The 18,511-nt window shown below is 69.8% G+C and carries 17 protein-coding genes; 11 read left to right on the top strand and 6 right to left on the bottom strand.

The window, feature by feature from the left end; translation table 11 throughout:
- Positions 1-71: 71 nt before the first annotated feature.
- The 4 genes from ACQP1K_RS21625 to ACQP1K_RS21610 form a co-directional block, all read right to left on the bottom strand.
- Positions 72-1,850: an alpha-amylase family protein gene (locus ACQP1K_RS21625; RefSeq protein ID WP_433497524.1), complete on the bottom strand. Its 1,779-nt coding sequence runs from the start codon at positions 1,848-1,850 to the stop codon at positions 72-74.
- Between the two features lie 175 nt (positions 1,851-2,025).
- Positions 2,026-2,229 (bottom strand): cold-shock protein, encoded by a 204-nt coding sequence (locus tag ACQP1K_RS21620; protein ID WP_055479616.1) that lies wholly within the window; start codon positions 2,227-2,229, stop codon positions 2,026-2,028.
- Between the two features lie 165 nt (positions 2,230-2,394).
- Positions 2,395-3,342, bottom strand: a complete 948-nt coding sequence (locus ACQP1K_RS21615) for a phosphotransferase enzyme family protein (protein WP_433497523.1) — start codon at positions 3,340-3,342, stop codon at positions 2,395-2,397.
- Positions 3,339-4,784 (bottom strand): helix-turn-helix domain-containing protein, encoded by a 1,446-nt coding sequence (locus tag ACQP1K_RS21610; protein ID WP_433497522.1) that lies wholly within the window; start codon positions 4,782-4,784, stop codon positions 3,339-3,341. Before ACQP1K_RS21610 ends, ACQP1K_RS21615 begins: the two co-directional genes overlap by 4 nt.
- A 279-nt stretch (positions 4,785-5,063) precedes the next feature.
- Between ACQP1K_RS21610 and ACQP1K_RS21605 the strand changes: the two genes are divergently transcribed.
- The 3 genes from ACQP1K_RS21605 to ACQP1K_RS21595 all read left to right on the top strand — a co-directional run bounded on the left by ACQP1K_RS21605 (position 5,064) and on the right by ACQP1K_RS21595 (position 9,237).
- The gene (locus ACQP1K_RS21605) at positions 5,064-5,363 is read left to right on the top strand and encodes a hypothetical protein (protein WP_433497521.1); all 300 of its coding nucleotides are present in this window, start codon (positions 5,064-5,066) and stop codon (positions 5,361-5,363) included.
- Between the two features lie 110 nt (positions 5,364-5,473).
- On the top strand, positions 5,474-6,829 hold the full coding sequence (gene cysS, locus ACQP1K_RS21600) for a cysteine--tRNA ligase (protein WP_433497520.1): 1,356 nt from the start codon (positions 5,474-5,476) through the stop codon (positions 6,827-6,829).
- Between the two features lie 566 nt (positions 6,830-7,395).
- Positions 7,396-9,237, top strand: a complete 1,842-nt coding sequence (locus ACQP1K_RS21595) for a glycoside hydrolase family 6 protein (protein ID WP_433497519.1) — start codon at positions 7,396-7,398, stop codon at positions 9,235-9,237.
- Between the two features lie 217 nt (positions 9,238-9,454).
- Here ACQP1K_RS21595 and ACQP1K_RS21590 read toward each other — a convergent pair whose 3' ends face one another.
- Both ACQP1K_RS21590 and dapD read right to left on the bottom strand, forming a co-directional pair.
- Complete coding sequence (locus ACQP1K_RS21590; protein WP_433497518.1) at positions 9,455-9,640, bottom strand: hypothetical protein; 186 nt, start codon at positions 9,638-9,640, stop codon at positions 9,455-9,457.
- 88 nt (positions 9,641-9,728) lie between these two features.
- Entirely contained in the window at positions 9,729-10,691 is a 963-nt protein-coding gene (gene dapD / locus ACQP1K_RS21585) for a 2,3,4,5-tetrahydropyridine-2,6-dicarboxylate N-succinyltransferase (RefSeq protein WP_433497517.1), read from the bottom strand.
- 201 nt (positions 10,692-10,892) lie between these two features.
- Here dapD and egtA point away from each other — a divergent pair, with 201 nt between their 5' ends.
- From egtA to ACQP1K_RS21545, 8 genes are all read left to right on the top strand, one after another.
- Positions 10,893-12,029 (top strand): ergothioneine biosynthesis glutamate--cysteine ligase EgtA, encoded by a 1,137-nt coding sequence (gene egtA / locus ACQP1K_RS21580; RefSeq protein ID WP_433497516.1) that lies wholly within the window; start codon positions 10,893-10,895, stop codon positions 12,027-12,029.
- The gene (gene egtB / locus ACQP1K_RS21575) at positions 12,026-13,393 is read left to right on the top strand and encodes an ergothioneine biosynthesis protein EgtB (protein WP_433497515.1); all 1,368 of its coding nucleotides are present in this window, start codon (positions 12,026-12,028) and stop codon (positions 13,391-13,393) included. The genes egtA and egtB overlap by 4 nt, the downstream gene beginning before the upstream one ends.
- 13 nt (positions 13,394-13,406) lie before the next feature.
- The gene (locus ACQP1K_RS21570) at positions 13,407-14,219 is read left to right on the top strand and encodes a class II glutamine amidotransferase (RefSeq protein WP_433497514.1); all 813 of its coding nucleotides are present in this window, start codon (positions 13,407-13,409) and stop codon (positions 14,217-14,219) included.
- A gap of 48 nt (positions 14,220-14,267) precedes the next feature.
- Positions 14,268-15,236, top strand: coding sequence for an L-histidine N(alpha)-methyltransferase (gene egtD / locus ACQP1K_RS21565; protein ID WP_433501612.1), 969 nt, complete (start codon positions 14,268-14,270; stop codon positions 15,234-15,236).
- Between the two features lie 131 nt (positions 15,237-15,367).
- Positions 15,368-15,562, top strand: coding sequence for a hypothetical protein (locus ACQP1K_RS21560; RefSeq protein ID WP_433497513.1), 195 nt, complete (start codon positions 15,368-15,370; stop codon positions 15,560-15,562).
- A 110-nt stretch (positions 15,563-15,672) separates the two neighbouring features.
- Entirely contained in the window at positions 15,673-16,371 is a 699-nt protein-coding gene (locus ACQP1K_RS21555) for a nucleotidyl transferase AbiEii/AbiGii toxin family protein (RefSeq protein ID WP_433497512.1), read from the top strand.
- Between the two features lie 303 nt (positions 16,372-16,674).
- Entirely contained in the window at positions 16,675-17,364 is a 690-nt protein-coding gene (locus tag ACQP1K_RS21550) for an SDR family oxidoreductase (RefSeq protein ID WP_433497511.1), read from the top strand.
- A 202-nt stretch (positions 17,365-17,566) separates the two neighbouring features.
- Positions 17,567-18,493, top strand: a complete 927-nt coding sequence (locus ACQP1K_RS21545) for a sigma-70 family RNA polymerase sigma factor (protein WP_433497510.1) — start codon at positions 17,567-17,569, stop codon at positions 18,491-18,493.
- Positions 18,494-18,511: the final 18 nt, after the last annotated feature.

Here is an 18,511-nt window from a genome sequence, read left to right as displayed (position 1 = left end):
ATCACGGCCGGGGGAGCGGCTCTCGTCCCGCACCGCGGGGATCGGCCGGACCCCTCTCTCAGGGAGACGGGTCACCTCGCCCGGGGTTCGTCTCCGGAACCGGCGGGGGCCGTCTCGGGGATGGTGGCACGGAACCAGCGGCAGCCGTACCTGCCGAGCTTGAACCGGGTCCGGCCCTCATCGGAGATCTCGGCCGTCCCGTCCACCAGCAGGTCGGTCAGCACCTTCGAGGAGCCGAGCCCGTCGAGGGTGAGCTCGACCTCGGTCGGGACGTCGCTGAAGTTGTGCACGGCGAGGACGGTGTCGCCGTCGCAGTCGATGCGGTGCGCGAGCACGGGGTCGGCTCGGTGCGCCGGTACGGATTCGGCCCCCGGCTCCGGACCCGCCGGTTCCGGCACCGATGGCCGCAGCACCGATGGCCGCAGCACCGATGGCCGCAGCACCGTGCAGTCGCCCCAGGCGAGCTCGGGGGTGTCGCGGTAGTTGCGGATCAGCCGGGTGATCCACGCCAGCAGCGAGCCGGGGTCGCGGTGCTGGGCGCTCACGTTGACCCGCTCCGGGCCGTACTCTCCGCGCACCACGCCGCCGACCTTCGCCGGGTCGGCCTCGCTGAAGCCGCCGTTGCGGCCCGGGGCCCACTGCATCGGCGTGCGCACCGCCTGGCGTCCGTCGAGCTCCAGGTTCTCGCCCATGCCGATCTCCTCTCCGTAGAAGAGGACCGGTGTCCCGGGCAGGGAGAACAGCAGGCTGTACACCATCTTGATCCGGTCCATGTCGCCGCCGAGCATCGTGGGCAGGCGGCGGCGCAGGCCCCGGCCGAACAGCCGCATGTTCTCCTCGGGGCCGAAGGCGGCGAAGACCTCCTCGCGCTCGGAATCGCTGAGCTTGTCCAGCGTGAGCTCGTCATGGTTGCGCACGAACGTCGCCCACTGGCAGTCCTTCGGCGGCCGGGGGCGCTCCAGCAGGGCGTCGGCGAGCGGGCGGGCGTCCCCGCGTGCGAGCGACAGGTACATCCGCTGCATCCCGATGAAGTCGAAGCACATGGTGATCTCGTTGCCGAGATCGTTCCCGAAGTACTTGACCAGGTCGTCGTAGGGCAGGTTGACCTCGCCGAGCAACGCGGCGCTGCCGTCCCTGCGGCTCAGGAACGCGCGCAGGCAGTTGAAGAACTCGTGCGGGTCGGGCAGTTTGTCCTCGTCGTGCTCGACGACCTGCTCAAGCAGGTACGGCACGGCGTCGACGCGGAAACCCGACAGGCCGAGCTCCATCCAGAACCCGAGAATCCTGGCGATCTCGTCCCGCACCGCGGGGTTGGCGGTGTTGAGATCGGGCTGGAAACGGTAGAAGCGGTGGAAGTAGTACTGATCGGTCGTCTCGTCGTACTCCCACAGGCTGGTCTCCTGATCGGGGAACACGATGCCGCCGGGGTCGTCCGGTTCCGGCCGGTCCGACCAGATGTACCAATCGCGGTAGCCGGAGTCCCTGCTGGAGCGGGCCTCCCTGAACCAGGGATGTTCGTCGGAGGTGTGATTGACGACGAGATCGGCGATCACGCGGATGCCGCGGTCCCCGGCGACGCGCATGAACTCGGCGAAATCGCCCAGCGTGCCGAGCCGCGGATCCACGCTGTAGAAATCGGTGATGTCATAGCCGTCGTCGCGGTCGGGGGTGGGGAAGAACGGCATCAGCCATATGCAGGTGACGCCCATTCTGTCGAGATGGTCGATGCGCTGTATGGCGCCGCGGAAGTCGCCGATCCCGTCGCCGTCGCCGTCCGCGTAGGTCTCGATGTCAAGGCAGTAGACGACCGCGTTCTTCCACCACACGTCCGAAGTCAGGCTCAGCCTCATGAGCCTTCCGGCTGCCCGGTAAATTCACCGTAAAACCTGCCGGGCCTGACATGTGGCGAAAGCGGTCAGGCGGGAAGGTGCCCGGAGGGCGACGTCCCGGGCGACGCCACGGGCCCGCGCCGCCCCCCGGTGGGTACGGCGCGGGCCCGTGATCTCTGAGACGCTGAGGCGATCGTTAGAGCGGCGTGACCTGCTCGGCCTGCGGCCCCTTGGCGCCCTGCACGGTCACGTAGCTGACCCGCTGGTTCTGGTCCAGGCTGCGGTAGCCGTTCGCGTTGATCGCCGAGTAGTGGACGAACACGTCAGCGGTACCGTCGTCCGGAGCGATGAATCCGAAGCCCTTTTCGGCGTTGAACCACTTGACGGTGCCTTCAGACAACTGCTTCTCCTTTTCGGGAGCCTCACCACGTCACCAGGAAGCATGCATGCCCGCTGCCGGCAAACCCTCCCGAGTGCGCTTAATCGCGAGAAATACCTGTTCTTGCAATGACAACTGCGACACTTCCGCGCAGCCGTCCCGAAACGTACCCCCGAACATCGGTCACTATGCGGGCGCGGCCATGTACCACCTCGCGTGCCCGTCACCGCGGGTCAGCGAGTCGAGGCGGCGGGGCAGCTCCTGACGTGAGAACGGGTCGCCGACCGCGTTGCGGATGTGGATGCCCACCGCGTACATGTCCCTGACCTCCATCAGCGTGCTGTAGCCCGGCCACAGCCGCAGGTCGGAGCCGTACGCGCGGGCGAAGTCGTCCACGTCGGCGGCGGACAGCCCGAACCGGCGCTGACCGTGGTAGGTGTGCACGAGGTCCCACTCGCGCGGCCCGACGGCCACGCCGTCCCAGTCGCACAGCATGACGTGCCCGTCGTGGAGACGGAGCAGGTTGTCGATCCAGGCGTCGCCGTGCAGGAGGACCGGGGAGCCGGTGTCCAGATCCAGCCAGCGGCCGGTGAGCTCCTCGATGCGATCGCGCAGCCAGGCCCGCTGGTCGTCGGTGAGCACCCCGGCGCCGGGCTCGACCGCGTGCTCCACCGCGTGCCGCACCTCGGCGAGCGGGTCGGTGAGCCGCCGCAGCGCCATCGGCGGCACCGGCTCGCCGTGCAGGCTGCGCAGCACCCGGCCGAGCTGCCTGGTGGTCGGCCGCCCGGTGGACCGGACGTACCGCCAGAACGTGACGGTCCGCCCGTCGTGCACGATCGGCTGGCCCGGGATCTCGTCGACGGGCCGTACGGCGGGAAAACCCCGGTCGGCGAGCCAGCGCGCGACGGCGAGCACCACGGGCAGCCGGGTCACCGCGTCGGGGTCGGTCGTGATCCGTACGACCATGTCAGCGCGGAGTTTGAACACCGCGTTGCTGCGCAGCCGCAGCAGCCGGGCCCCCGTCGCGTCGAGACCGAGCCGCTCGCACACGTCCCTGAGCACCTCGGACGCCTCGTCGGCGAGCGGACAGTCGTCCGCCGCCACCGTCCTCGCGCCCACCACGCCCCGGCTCACAGTCGGGAGTCCATGGGCAGCCTGGCCGACGACTCCGCCAGCACCGTGCGCAGGTGCCGTACGGCGGGCAGATCGGGGTCGACCTCGGACAGCAGGGCCGTGGCCCGGCTGACCACGATCGAGGTGCGGTGCTCGGCCGGCACCTGCCCGAGGGCCTGCGCCGCGATCCGGCACGCCTCCTCCTGGTCGCCCTGCCGGGCCAGGTGGGACGCCTGATCGAGCAGGATCAGGGCGGGATCGATCGTGTGGAAGCCGGGCGGATAGGCGTCGATGCCCTGGACCTGCCGGGCGTCGCCCAGCTCGATGAGCGTTCCGGTCCGGTAGAACGTCATCCGCTTCTCGGTGAAGACGAAGGCCAGATCGTCCTGACTGAGGCCGCGCATGCGAGCGAAGATCTGTTCGGCCTCCGCGAGCGCGGTCCTGGCCGCCTTGCCGTCCCCCATGCGCGCGAGCGCGCGGGCCTCGGCCGCCGCGGCGAGCGCCGCCGGCGAGCTGGGGGCGGAACCCGCCAGCATGCGCGCCTCGCGGGCCAGCCGCACCGTCTCGCCGAGGTCCCCGTAGTAGTAGAGCAGCATGGTCTGCTGCGCCCGCACCAGCGCGCGCAGCCGCAGATCTCCCATGTCGTCGGAGGCCGCGCGGGCGGTGCCGTACCAGGCGTGGGCCTGACGGGTGTCGCCGAGCTTCATCAGCGCGTCGGCGGTCAGCAGCGACAGCATCGTGGTGGCGGTCAGCAGCCGGCGCTGCACGGAGAACGGCTGCCGCGCCGCGCTCAGCCTGCGTACGTCGGAGAGCTCGAGCATGACCCGGCAGAGCATCGGCAGCGGCGGGGTGATCATGTATTCCCTGCGGTAGCGCAGCACCTGCTCGTCCAGCCGGTCGAGCTGGTCCTCGGTCACCGAGCCGGCGGCGAGCGTACGGTCGAGATCGTGCCGGGTGCCCTCGACCTCGGCGAAGAACCTTCCGTCCGGCGTGCCGAGCAACATGGCCTGGTGGAACAGCGCCCGGCGTTCGACGTCGTCGGAGACGAGCTCGTCCAGCCGCGCCGGGTCGTCGGCTCTGGCGTGGCTCACCACGATGACGCGCGGCCCGCCGGGGTCCTCGCAGTAGTCGCCGGCCAGGCCGAGCCGTACGGCGTTGGCCCGGTAGAGGCGGGCGAGCAGTTCGATGGTCTGCGGGCGGGGACGTGCCCGGTTGTTCTCCCAGGCGTTCAGGAGGTCGATGCTGGCGCGGGGCAGGCCCAGCGACTCCTGCTCGCAGAGCGACTCCAGCTCCTCGATCGCCTGCCTCGCCGACCAGCCCCGGGCCAGCCGGTGGGCCTTGAGCAGGCTCGCCCCGCAGCATCCGTGGATGGCCTGGGCGGTCTGCCAGAGCGTCCACTGCCGTGCACCGGCCTGCTCGCGCCAGCGGCGGGCGCACGCCGGTGAGTGCTCTCCACGGGCCATACAGCGCCCCCTAGCAGGCCCTCGAAGTGGTCTCCCCGCTGCGCGGGCTCACCTTTACGGTTGTTCCCCCAAGGTAAACCGGCATGCACCGGATCCCCATCGACTGTTACGGCTTCGTGGCCGTCGATCCGTGGATGTTCCACGGAATGCCGGCGAATTCCCTGGTTGTCACACGGTTTCGCGGGGCGGCCGCGATTGCCTCGCCGGACGGCATGGGTCCACCCTGACCGATGACGGGTCCCGACATCTCCTCTGGAGGACAGTGTGTTGGAAGACGTCGTGTTGGACGAGGCAGTGCACACGGATCCCACTGAGGCGCTCGATCACCTGCAACGGCTCGCGGCCCAACTCGAGGCCCACTCGTTCCAGGTGCGCCTGACGGCCGCCAACGGACGCCACCCGAGCCTGCGCGTGATCAATCCCATGGAGCCCTCGATGGCCGAGGACGTGCTGGCGTCCGACGGGGCCGACGGCGAGTGGTGGTACTGGCTGTCGTGGGCCGGGCGGATCGGGCACGCCTCGGACGTCGTCACGGCGGCCGAGCGGATCGCCAGCGTCCTGCACGTCATACGCCGGTAGCCGCGGCTCGCGAAAAACCACGCCCGGGCCAACCGCATTTACCCGGGACTGGACACGCCTGGCGCGCGCGGTGTCGACAGTCGGCGGATTATGGGCCTACCCTCGGATGGGTGGGTCTTCGCCTTTACGATACGCACCGTCGCGCCGTCCGTGATTTCACCCCTCGAATTCCCGGAACGGTTTCGATTTATCTCTGCGGCCCCACCGTCGTCGTTCCGCCGCATGTGGGGCAGATCAGGTCGCAGGTGAGCTTCGACATCCTGCACCGGTGGCTGCGACACCGCGGATATGACGTCGTGCTCTGCCGGAACGTCACCGACATCGAGGACAAGATCATCGGAAGATCTCTTTCCGAAGGCGTTCCGTGGTGGCGGGTCACCGACCCCGTGCATCGGACGTTCGCCCAGGTCTACGCGGCGCTCGGCTGTCTTCCTCCCACGGTGGAGCCCCGTGCGACCGGCCACATCCCTGAGATGATCGAGATGATCGAGCAGTTGGCCGAGGCCGGGCACGCCTACGAGCACGACGGCGACGTGTATTTCTCGGTCGGTTCCTACCCGGACTACGGATCGCTTTCCCGGCAGCGGGCGCAGCATATGAGAATAACCGAGGAAAACGAGCGGGGGAAAATCGACCCGCGTGATTTCGCGCTGTGGAAGCGCATCAGGCCGGGGGAGCCGTACTGGCAATCGCCGTGGGGTGAGGGACGACCGGGGTGGCATCTGGAGTGCTCCGCCATGGCCCGTAGGTATCTGGGTGAGGAATTCGACATCCATGGCGGCGGAGCGAATCTGATTTTTCCACACCATGAGAACGAGATGGCCCAGTCGCGGGCCGCCGGCGACTCTTTCGCGCGTTTCTGGCTGCACAACGGACCGGTCACCCACCGGGGCGAGAAGATACGCAAACACGTGCGCAATCCGCTGGCCGTGCCGCCGCTGCTCGACCGGATCCGGCCCGTGGAGCTCCGCTATTACCTCGGGGCCGCCCATTACCGCTCGCCGGTGGAATTCTCCCTCGGCGCCCTGGAGGAGGCCGCCGCGGCCTATCGGAGGGTCGAGCGGTTCGTGCTGCGGGTGGGCGCCGAGGCCGACACCGGGCTTCCGCCCCAGTTCACCGCGGCGATGGACAACGATCTGAACGTGCCTGCCGCGCTGTCGGCCGTGCACGCGGCCGTCGGTGAGGGGAACGCGGCTTTGGGGGCGGGCGACCATATGAGGGCCGTCAGGAAATGTCGTTCCGTACGGGCCATGCTGAATGTCCTCGGCCTCGATCCGCTCAGTGAGATCTGGTCATGGGAAACACATCTCCATGACGTCGCCGAGGCCGTGCTCCGGGTGGTCCACGACATCGCGTCGGCGAGCTTCGCACGGGGGGATCACGAACGTGCCCTGATCGTGGAGCACCAGATCAAGATGGCTCTGGCAAAGCGTCACGAAATCCAACATCCAGCACTTATCAGATAGCTCTTCACGATCTCCAACACCCACCCCTCTCCCCCCTTAAATGGGGGGTGATCTTGCGAATTCTCGCAGATATGGCCGGTGACCTGCGCGACTGTGATGCGTGATCTTGCAGAAGTTCGCACGGAAGGCGGCTGACCCGCGGCTTCGTCGTACGTGATCTCGCAGTGCAAGATCAGCGTGGGTGTTCTTCCTGATCGGCGGCGATCCGTGCGAGTTTCTGCAAGGTCAGCCTCGGTGAGTGCGCAGGTGGGAGGGGCTGTCTGCGAGCAAGTGCAAGATCACGCGCGGGGGTGGGAAGGGAGGGGTGTGCCGCCGCGGACGGATCGGGCGAGGGTGTGATTTCGGGGCTTTTCGGAGGGGATTTGGTGAAACTTTCAAGGGGAGCGTAGGTCTTTTCCGCCGTGGTGGGAGGGCGGATGACCAGCTAGAGAGCAGGGTCGTCGTCATCGGAACGGCGGCTGGGGCCGGTGTCGGCCGATCTGGGTGCTGTACGGGCGTCAGTGGCGTGCCTATGGTCTGTGGGAGCGCTCCCAAGCGCATTGATGATCGCCAGGAGGACCTACGCAATGAGATCCACCCCCCGACTCGGAGCCATGCGCTCCATGGTGCGCCGCGGAGCGATCGCGGCGACCGTGGCCGCGATGGGCTCCACGATGGCCGTGGCCGCCGCCACATCGGCGAGCGCCGCGGTCTCGTGCAAAGTCACCTACGACCAGAGCGAGTGGCAGGGCGGCATGTCCGTCAACCTCTCGATCCAGAACCTGGGCGACCCGGTCAACGGGTGGACGCTCACGTTCACCTTCCCCAACAGCAGCCAGAGGGTCGCGCAGGGCTGGTCGGCCAACTGGAGCCAGTCCGGCAGCAACGTGAGTGCGACGGCCCTGGACTGGAACAGGTCGCTCACCAGCGGCGGCTCGGCGAACATCGGCTTCAACGGTACGTGGAGCGGCAGCAACCCGAAGCCGACCGACTTCAAGATCAACGGTGTGAGCTGCAACGGCTCGACGCCGACGCCGACTCCCACGCCGACGCCGACCCCGACGCCGACTCCCACGCCGACGCCGACGCCGACTCCCACGCCGACGCCGACGCCGACTCCCACCCCGACCCCGACCCCGACTCCCACGCCGACGCCGCAGCCCGGTGAGCACGTGGACAACCCGTACGCCGGGGCCGACGGTTACGTGAACCCGGACTGGTCGGCCAGCGCCGCCTCTGAGCCGGGCGGCTCGCGGGTGGCCAACGAGTCCACGGCCGTCTGGCTGGACCGCATCGCCGCGATCACCTCGGGCTCCGCCGGCAACAACAGCAAGGGCCTGCGCGACCACCTGGACGAGGCGGTCAGGCAGGACGCGGCCAACGGCAGCAGGCCGCTCACGATCCAGATCGTGATCTACAACCTGCCGAACCGCGACTGCTCGGCCCTCGCCTCCAACGGTGAGCTGCTGATCGCCGAGAACGGCCTCCAGCGGTACAAGACCGAGTACATCGACGTGATCGCCGACATCATGGCGGATCAGAAGTACCGGAACCTGCGCATCGTCGCGATCGTCGAGATCGACTCGCTGCCGAACCTCGTCACCAACACCAACCTGCCGCTGTGCGCCGAGGCCAAGTCGAGCGGCGCCTACGTCGACGGTGTCCGGTACGCGCTGAACAAGCTGCACGCCATCCCCAACGTGTACAACTACGTTGACGCGGCGCACCACGGCTGGATCGGCTGGGACAGCAACTTCGGCCCGACCGCCGACCTGTTCGCCGACACCGTCCGCGGCACCACCGCCGGCTTCAACAGCGTCGACGGCTTCATCACCAACACCGCCAACTACTCGGCGCTGACGGAGCCGTACTTCAACATCAACACCACGGTCAACGGCACCTCGGTGCGTCAGTCGAAGTGGGTCGACTGGAACTACTACGTGGACGAACTGACCTTCGCCCAGGCGTTCCGGAACCAGCTCGTCCAGAAGGGCTTCCCGTCGAAGATCGGCATGCTGATCGACACCTCCCGCAACGGCTGGGGTGGCTCGGCCCGTCCGACCGGGCCCAGCACGTCCACCAACGTCGACACCTTCGTCAACGAGTCCAAGGTCGACCGCCGGGTCCACGCCGGCAACTGGTGCAACCAGGCCGGCGCCGGCCTCGGCGAGCGGCCGCAGGCGAACCCCGCCACGGGCATCGACGCCTACGTCTGGGTCAAGCCTCCGGGTGAGTCCGACGGTGCCAGCGAGGAGATCGCGAACGACGAGGGCAAGGGCTTCGACCGCATGTGCGACCCGACCTACGGCGGCAACGAGCGCAACGGCAACAACCCGAGCGGCGCCCTGGCCGACGCTCCGGTCTCTGGTCACTGGTTCTCCGCCCAGTTCCGTGAGCTGATGGCGAACGCCTACCCGCCCCTCTCGTAAGAGCGAGGCACACCGGAGAGATCGCCGTCACGGATTCACCGAGTGACCGATCCTCCCAGCAGCGGGCCCTGCCGTCCTCCGACGGCGGGGCCCGCCCCTTTTCTCCAGCTCTTCCGGCCTCTTCCAGCTCTTCCGGTCCGACGGCCCGCGGGCGGACACGAGTGCGCCGGCCGACGGGGAGACCGATCCCGACCGGCCGGGCGGGGCGTACGGCGGGTCAGTTCCCGGAATATCCGGAGCGGCTGCCACTCGAGCGGGTGATCTTGAGGATGACGGAGACGATCAGTGCGATGGCCCCGATGATCAGGAGCCATTTGAGCGCACTGAAGATCAAGCCGATCACCGACCCCAGGACGATGAAGCCGACGACGACGAGTGCTGCGATCAGAAGAATGCGTGCCATGCCTTCACCGTACGAGCGGTCCGCCCTGGAATCCCAGGGCGGACGGCCAAGTTCAGGGCCGACTCAGGGACATCTCAGGGTGCCGAGGTCAGTCGTTGGCGTGCAGCTCGGCGTTGAGCTCGATCCCGGTACCGCCCCTGGGCACGGCCTCGACCGCGCCGGTGGTCGAGTTGCGGCGCAGCAGCAGGCCCGGCCTGCCGGACAGCTCCTTGGCCTTCACCACGCCGCCGTCGGCGAGGGTGACCTTGGTTCCGGCCGTCACGTACAGCCCGGCCTCGACGACGCAGTCGTCGCCGAGTGAGATGCCGATGCCGGAGTTGGCGCCGAGCAGGCACCGCTCTCCGACGGAGATGACCTGCTTGCCGCCGCCGGAGAGGGTCCCCATGATCGAGGCGCCGCCGCCGACGTCGGAGCCGTCGCCGACGACCACGCCGGCGGAGATCCGCCCCTCCACCATCGACGAGCCCAGCGTGCCGGCGTTGAAGTTCACGAAGCCCTCGTGCATGACGGTCGTCCCGCTCGCCAGATGGGCGCCAAGCCGTACCCTGTCGGCATCGGCGATGCGGACACCCGCGGGCAGCACGTAGTCGACCATCCGCGGGAACTTGTCCACGCCGTGGACGGTCACGGGCCCCCGGGCACGCAGGCGCAGCCGCACCTGCTCGAATCCCTCGACCGGGCACGGCCCGTGGTTGGTCCACACGACGTTGGCCAGCAGTCCGAAGATCCCGTCGAGGTTCACCCCGTGCGGCCGGACCAGGCGGTGCGACAGCAGGTGCAGCCTGAGATAGGCGTCGTGGGTGTCCACCGGCGGCTCGGACAGCCGGGCGATGCCCGTACGCACCGCCACGACCTCCACCCCGCGCGCCGGGTCCGGCCCGAGCAGCGCCGCCGTGTCCGCGTCGACCTCCCCGGCCGTCAGCCGCTCGCTGCCCTTGGCGGGAGGCTCGCCGAGCGCGGGAGAGGGATACCAGGTGTCCAGAACAGTGCCGTCCGAGGCGATGGTGGCCAAGCCGATGCCGTAGGCACCCATGGGATCGATGGCTGTCATGTCGTCCAACGCTACCGGCAGCGGCGGGGCGGGACGCCGGGGCGTACGAGCCCGGCCTTGACGGACACGATCACGCCACGATCACGCCATTTGTCCTAATTATCGATCAATAGACCCATTCGTGCCCATATGGGTTGAATGTGGATATTCCGGGCAGGAATTCACATCGGCAGGGCCTGCGCTGGCGCCGATGGAGGGCGGATGACCGATGTTCAGGCGTACGCCCGTGAGTGCTTTCACGGGAGCGGTGCGGACCGGCTGGGCGTCGAGCTGGAGTTCCTGGTCTACGACGCCGTCCACCCCGCGGAGCAGGTGCCCGTGTCCCGGATCCGCGATGCGCTCCCGCCGCTGCCCGGCGGGAGCCGCGTCACGTTCGAACCCGGCGGGCAGCTCGAACTCTCCGGGCCGCCGGGCCCGCTGCCCGTCGCCGTCGCGCGCCTCGCCGCCGACGTCCGAGCCGTACGGCACGCGCTCGGTGAGGCCGGGCTGTCGCTCGGCGGGACGGGGCTCGACCCGCGGCGCCCGCCGGTACGGCAGCTGCGCGAGCCGCGTTATGAGGCCATGGCGGCCTTCCTCGGCGTGCCGTACGGCCTCACCATGATGTGCTCGACCGCGTCCATCCAGCTCAACATCGACATGGGCGCCGATCCCGTCGCGCGCTGGACCCGCGCGCACCGGCTCGGCCCCGTGCTGGTGGCGGCCTTCGCCAACTCGCCGGCCGGAGGATGGATGTCGGCGCGGCAGGCCGTCTGGGGCGCCCTCGATCCCAGCAGGACCGCGCCGGTCGCGCCGCCAGGGCAGGGCGGCGACCCGGCCGCCGACTGGGCGCGCTACCTCCTCGACGCCCGCCTGATGATGATCAGATGTGCGGAGGGCGGCCTGCGCCCGGTCCTCGACGGCTCGGCGTTCCGCGACTTCGCCCGGGTGGCGGGCCGGCCGCCGGAGGAGGAGGACCTGGCCTATCACGCCACCACTCTCTTCCCGCCGGTACGGCCACGCGGCTGGCTGGAGATCCGCTACCTCGACGCCCAGGGGGCCGACGACTGGGCGGTGGCTGCGGCCGTCGTCCACGCCCTGATCGCCGACGATCGGGCGGCCGAGACCGCGATGGAGGCGGCGGCGCGGGTGGACGGCCGATGGACCGAGGCGGCCCGCCTGGGGCTGGCCGATCCGGATCTGCGCCGGGCGGCCGCCACGTGTTTCCGGGCGGCGGCCGAGGCTCTGCCCCGGTCGGGGGCGGAGCCGGAGCTGGTCGCCCGGGTCGGCGCGTTCACCGCCAAGCACATCGAATCGGGACGATCCCCGGCCGTCGACCTGATCGAGGAGATGATCGTATGACCGAGCTCAACGATCTCCACGGCAAGAGCGGAGCGGACGATCCGTACTCATGGAACGATCCGGACAGGCTGAAAGAACGGATCGTGGCCGAGCTGGCGACGGTGCGCGCGCGCTCGCTGACGTACACCGACGCTGACGACGACCTGCTCGTCCGGCAGCACTCGCCGCTGATGTCGCCCCTGGTGTGGGACCTCGCCCACGTCGGAGCCTACGAGGAGCTGTGGGTGCTGCGCGCGGTGGGCGGGATCGCCCCGCTGCGACCGGAGATCGACGACATCTACGACGCGTTCAAGCAGCCGCGCAGGGACCGGCCGTCCCTGCCGCTCCTCTCGCCGGACGAGGTGAGGCGCTACATCCGCGGTGTGCGCGGCCGGGTGTTCGACGTGCTCGGCGAGATGGACCCCGGCGCCATGCGCCCCGGCGGTCCCGACCCGCTGCGCGCCGGAGGGTACGTCTTCGGGCTGGTGGCGCAGCACGAGCACCAGCATGCCGAGACCATGCTCGCGACGCTGCAGCTGTCCGGGCGGCCCGGACTGGTGCCGGACGGCGAGCTGCCCACCGGCCCGTACGCCGACCGGCCCGGCGGTCCGGTCGCCGAGGAGATCCACATTCCGGCGGGGATCTTCACGATGGGCGCCGGCCATGCCTCGCCCTGGGCGTACGACAACGAGCGGGCCGCCCATCGCCGGCACCTGCCGGACTACTGGATCGACCGCCACCCGGTGAGCAACGCCGCCTTCGCGGCGTTCATCGCCGACGGCGGGTACGACGAGCCTCGCTGGTGGGACCCCAGGGGATGGAAATGGGTCTGCCGCTCCGGGGTGCGCGCGCCGCTGTTCTGGACGCGGGACGGCGACGCCTGGGTGCGCACGCGCTTCGGCAGGACGGAGCCCGTGCCGGAGGACGAGCCCGTGCAGCACGTCTCCTGGTACGAGGCCGACGCGTACGCGCGCTGGGCGGGCAGACGGCTGCCGACCGAGGCCGAGTGGGAGAAGGCGTGCGGCGGGCACGCCTACCCGTGGGGCGACCTGCCGCCGGACGCCGAGCAGGCCAACCTCGGCAACCGGGCCGCCCGTCCCGCGCCCGTCGGGGCCTTCCCCCGGGGGGCAGGGCCGTACGGCGTCGAGCAGCTCATCGGCGACGTCTGGGAGTGGACCGACTCCTGGTTCCTGCCCTATCCCGGTTATCGGAGCTTTCCGTATCCCGAGTACAGCGAGGTGTTCTTCGGGGAGAGCTACCGGGTGCTGCGCGGCGGATCCTGGGCCACGCATCCCACGGCGGTCAGGACGACGTTCCGGAACTGGGACTACCCGATCCGCCGGCAGATCTTCGCCGGTTTCCGCTGCGCCCGCTCGGAAGACTGACCGGAGGACCGAGGTGTGCCGTCATGTGGCGTGGTTCGGCCCGGCCCGGCCGCTCTCGTGGCTGATCTCCGAGCCGGAGAACGGCCTGCTCAAGCAGGCGTACGCACCGCGGATGCAGCGGTACGGCACGGTCAACGCCGACGGTTTCGGCATGGGCTGGTACGACCTGGCACGTCGCGAGCCGGTGCGTTACCGCCGTGCCGTCCCCATCTGGTCCGACGCCAACCTGCCCGGCCTGGCCGCGACGGCGCGGTCGACCTGTCTCATCGCCGCCGTGCGGTGCGCCACGGTGGGCATGCCCGTCGAGGAGACGGCCACGGCGCCGTTCGCGGACGGGCGGTGGCTGCTGAGCCACAACGGGCGGGTCGGGCGGGACGGCGTCAGACGGCTGGCGGCCGACCTCGCCTGCCTGGGCACCCCCGAGAACCCGCGCGACCCCGAGAACCCGTACGACTCTGAGAGCTCGTACGAACCTGAGTGCCGGTGCGAGCCCGAGAGCGTGTGCGACTCGGCGTGGCTCGCCGCCCTCGTGTTCACCGGGCTGCGGGCCGGGGCCTCGATCGCCGAGGCACTGACCGTCGTCGTCGAGCGGGCCGCCGCCGCCGATCCGGGGGCCCGGCTCAACCTGCTCGCCTGCGGCGGCGCCGAGGTGGCCGCCGTCGCGTGGGGGGACAGCCTGTACGTCCACGTCGGCGAGGGGGTGCTCGTGGCCAGCGAGCCGCTGGACGACCGCCCGGGATGGCGTCCGGTGCCCGACCGCAGCCTCCTGTCGGCGTCCCCCGACGGCGTGCTGATCGCCCCGATCGGCCGGAGACCGTCCCGCTGAGACCCGTTGGATCGAGAACCGTTCGACGAGGAGCGACTCATGGCCGTGATGATCGACCATCTGGACGAGGACTATCTGCGGCAGGCGCTGGAGCACGACGTCCGCATCGGGCTCACGGCCACGCCCAAGTGGCTTCCGCCGAAGTGGTTCTACGACGAGGCGGGCGGCGAGCTGTTCTCGGCGATCACCCGTCTCCCCGAGTACTACCCGACCCGGCGGGAGCTGGACATCCTGCGCCGGCACGTCCGCGACATCGCCGCGCTGAGCCGGGCCGACACGCTCGTCGAGCTGGGATCCGGCACCAGCGAGAAGACGGTGCTGCTGCTCGACGCGCTCACCTCGGAGGGGACGCTGCTCGCTTACCTGCCGGTCGACGTCGACGTGGTCACGCTGGAGGCGGCAGCGGCCCGGCTCGCCGTCCGCTATCCCCAGCTCGACCTGCGGCCCGTCCGTGCCGACTTCGAACGCCACCTGGCGCTGCTGCCCAGGCCGGGCCGCCGGATGGTGGCCTTCCTCGGCGGCACGATCGGAAATCTGCCGCCCGCGGCCAGGGAGGTGTTCCTGAAGGAGCTGCGCGCCACGCTGCGGCCGGGGGAAACGCTGCTTCTCGGCACCGACCTGGTGAAGGACGTCGGCCGGTTGGTCGCGGCCTACGACGACGCCCTCGGTGTGACCGCCGATTTCAACCGCAACGTCCTGCGCGTGCTCAACCGGGAGCTGGCCGCCGACTTCCGGCCGGAGGCCTTCGACCACGTCGTCCTCTACGACGAGGACAACGAGTGGATCGAGATGCGTCTGCGTGCCACCCGCACCATGCGGATCGCGATCCGCGCGCTCGGTCTCACCGTCGTCGTCCGGGCGGGCGAGGACATCCGTACGGAGATCAGCGCCAAGTTCCGGGAGGAGGGCCTGGCCGCCGAGCTCACGCGAGCCGGGTTCGCGGTCGCCCGCCGGTACACCGATCCCGCCGGGGACTACGCGCTGACCCTCGCCATCGCCGCCCACCCGGTCTCGTAAGAGGCCCGGGAGCGCCGCGGCCGGGTGAGCCCGCAGCATCGGAACAGGCGGCGATCGCCCGCCGTACGAATTTTGACGGCATATAGGGGTATTTCTGGGAGGAACAGTTGCTCTAGGCGGAAGGCGGCGGAATGGAGTCTCGCGAGCATTTCATGTTCCAGAAGATGGCCGCCGAGTTGAAACGGGAGGCGGCCCACCTGACCGGCGACCGTCTGCTGGCTGCCGAGGCCCACACCGAGGAGGCCGAGGCCAGGCTGTGCCTGACGTGGTACGACATCCTCGACACCGCCTGGCATATCCGCCTGCTCTACGATCTGCCCGGATAGCCTTTTCCGGGCGGGGACCGGCTCCCGGCCGTGACGTCGAGCCGATTCGCCGCGATCGAGTGCTGACGTGCCGAAGCGATGACCACGTGCATTTCCGGAAAGGCGGCCTGGTGACCAGGGTCGAACTTCCCCCCTTCCATCTCCGCCTCGTCGAGGACGCCCGCGCCGTCCTCGACCGGTACGGCCTGCTGCTCGCCGGCGGTTACGCGCTGCGCGCGCACGGCCGTACGGACCGCCCGGTCGACGACCTGACGTTCGCGACCGGGGACGAGACGCCGCCCGCAGAGATCGCCGAAGCGATGGCCGCCGCCTTCCGCGCGACCGGTCTGGCCGCCGAGGTGGGGGAGAGCGGCCGGCGGACGGGACGTGTCGTCGCCACCGACGTGATCACCGGCCAGACGTGCGAGGTCACGCTGCTCGGCGAGGTCCTGCGAGACCGGCACGCCGCCGTCGAGCCGTGCCCCGTCGTGGGCCTCGACGACGTGGTCGGCCTCAAGGTCAGGGCGCTCCACGACCGCGGCCTGCCGCGGGACTTCGCCGATGTGGCCTCGGTCTCCGACCTGTACGGCTTCCGCTCGCTCGAACGGCTGGGCGCCCGCCATGACGACGACTGGCGTACGGAGCACCTGATCGAACGGCTGGAGACCGTCGACCTCCTGGCGGACGAGGCGTTCGGAGACTACGGCCTCGACGAGGAGCGGATCGCCGAGGTCCGGCGGTTCGTCTACGCCTGGGTGGAGGACATCAAGCTTCGCCGGGTCGATGACGGCGACGCCGAGTTCGACCTGGACATCCCCGAGATCGACTGAGCCTCCCGAGGCGGGCCGGGTCACTCGGGATGCGGGGCGCACGGCGTGCTGACCTCCCCGTGGGGGCGCCGTGAGCAGGGCTTACACCGATCCACAGCTTGTCCCGACCGAGGATCGGGAAGTTCTGAGGTGCGTTACCTCTCCTTCATATCGCGGCGGGGCGCGCGTGCGGGCGCGCCCGGACCGTGGTCTGAGGCGGGGCGCTCCGGTGTTCACACCGGGCGCCCCGCCGTTCTCCCGATCGGCTCTCCTGACCGCTCTCCTGGTCGGCGGGGCGGCGCGGCGAGACCTAGAGTGAGGATCATGAGACGGTCCATGGCTTTGATCACCGGTGCCTCGCGGGGGGTGGGCGCAGCGGTCGCCCGAGCCCTCGCCCCCACACACGACCTGCTGCTCGGTGGCCGGGACCGCGCCGCGCTCGACCGGCTCTGCGCCGAACTGCCGGGTGCCCGTCCCTGGACGGTGGAACTGGCCGAGCTCACCCCGGCGGACGTCGCGGGGATCGATGAGCTCGACCTGCTCGTCCACAGTGCGGGGATCGCCCGGCTCGGCCGGCTCGCCGACATGCCGGCGGAGGTGTGGCGGAGAACCCTTGAGATCAATGTCGTGGCGGTGGCCGAGCTGACCCGGCTGCTGCTGCCCGCCCTGCGGGCGGCGCACGGCCATGTGGTGCTCGTCAACTCCGGATCAGGGCAGCGGGCCAACGCCAACTGGGGCTCCTACGCGGCGAGCAAGTTCGCGCTGCGCGCCTTCGCCGATGTGCTGCGCGACGAGGAGCACCCCAACGGCGTACGGGTCACCACGATCTACCCCGGCCGGGTGGACACCGACATGCAGCGGGACGTGCGGGCCCAGGAGGGCGGCCCGTACCAGCCGGACCGTTACCTGCACCCGGAGTCGGTGGCGAGGGCCGTGCTCGCCGCCGTCACGGCCACACCGGACGCCCACGTCACCGAGATCACCGTACGGCCGGCCGCAGGTCCCACGCGCTGACCGGCCTCGTTTGGACCGCCGCCGCCAGGGTAGTCGGGGATTCTCCGGGGAGCGCATCCTCCTTGGGGAGGAATCGAAAACCATTCCCCGGACGTATTAAATTACGGAATCTTTGCCACGGAGAATTCGTTGGTCGGGTCAGGGACCGGGGATCCGGATCCGCACAGTGCACATGGCCGCGCGGTGGAAGAGGTGCCAGCGAATGGCGACGGGGAATCGGACGCAGGACCGGCAGGATCGGGACCTGCTCGGGACCTACCTGATCGAGATCGGGCGGGTCCCCCTGCTGACCGCTGAGCAGGAGGTGGAGCTCGCCAAGCGCATCGAGGCCGGGCTCTTCGCCGAACAGCTGCTCGACAGCGGCCGGATCGAGCCGAAGATCGCGGATGCGACCGACGAGGAGCTGGAGCGCATAGCGATCTCGGGCCGCCGCGCCAAGGACGAGTTCATCCAGGCGAACCTGAGGCTCGTGGTGGCGGTGGCGAGGAAATACTCCGGGCGGGGCATGCCGCTGATCGATCTGGTCCAGGAGGGCAACCTCGGCCTGGTCCGCGCGGTGGAGAAGTTCGACTATCGGCGGGGGTACAAGTTCTCCACCTACGCCACATGGTGGATCAGGCAGGCGGTCGGCCGTTCGATTCACGAGCAGGCCCGGCCGGTACGGCTGCCGACGCACGCGGGGGAGCAGATGACCCGGCTGATGCGGGTCCGCAGGGACATGCTGGCCGAGTTCGACGTCGAGCCGACCGACGCCGAGCTGGCCGAGGTGCTCGAACTGCCTATCGAGCGGGTGAAGGAACTGCGCCGCTGGGCCAGCGACCCGGTGTCGCTGCAGCTCGGAGTCGGAGACGAGGACGAGACCGAGCTCGGCGACATGCTCGCGGACGACACCTGGGCCGACCCGGAGGAGCAGGCGATGGCCACGCTCGACAAGGAACGCCTGGAAGACTGGCTGACCGGGCTCGAAGGTCAGGTCAGCGAGATGTTGCGCTGGCGTTACGGCCTCGTCGACGGCCGGGAGCACACCTTGACCGAGGTAGGGGAGCGTTACGGCATCGGCCGTGACCGCGCCCGCCGGCTGGAGCGCGACGCGCTCTCGCGTCTGCGCAAGATGGCGGCGGCCGCCTGAGCGACGCGGTACGGAACC

Origin of the sequence: Sphaerimonospora sp. CA-214678, assembly GCF_050942215.1 — a bacterium.
Classification (GTDB): Bacteria; Actinomycetota; Actinomycetes; order Streptosporangiales; family Streptosporangiaceae; genus Sphaerimonospora.
This window is presented reverse-complemented; position numbering and strand designations above follow the sequence as displayed.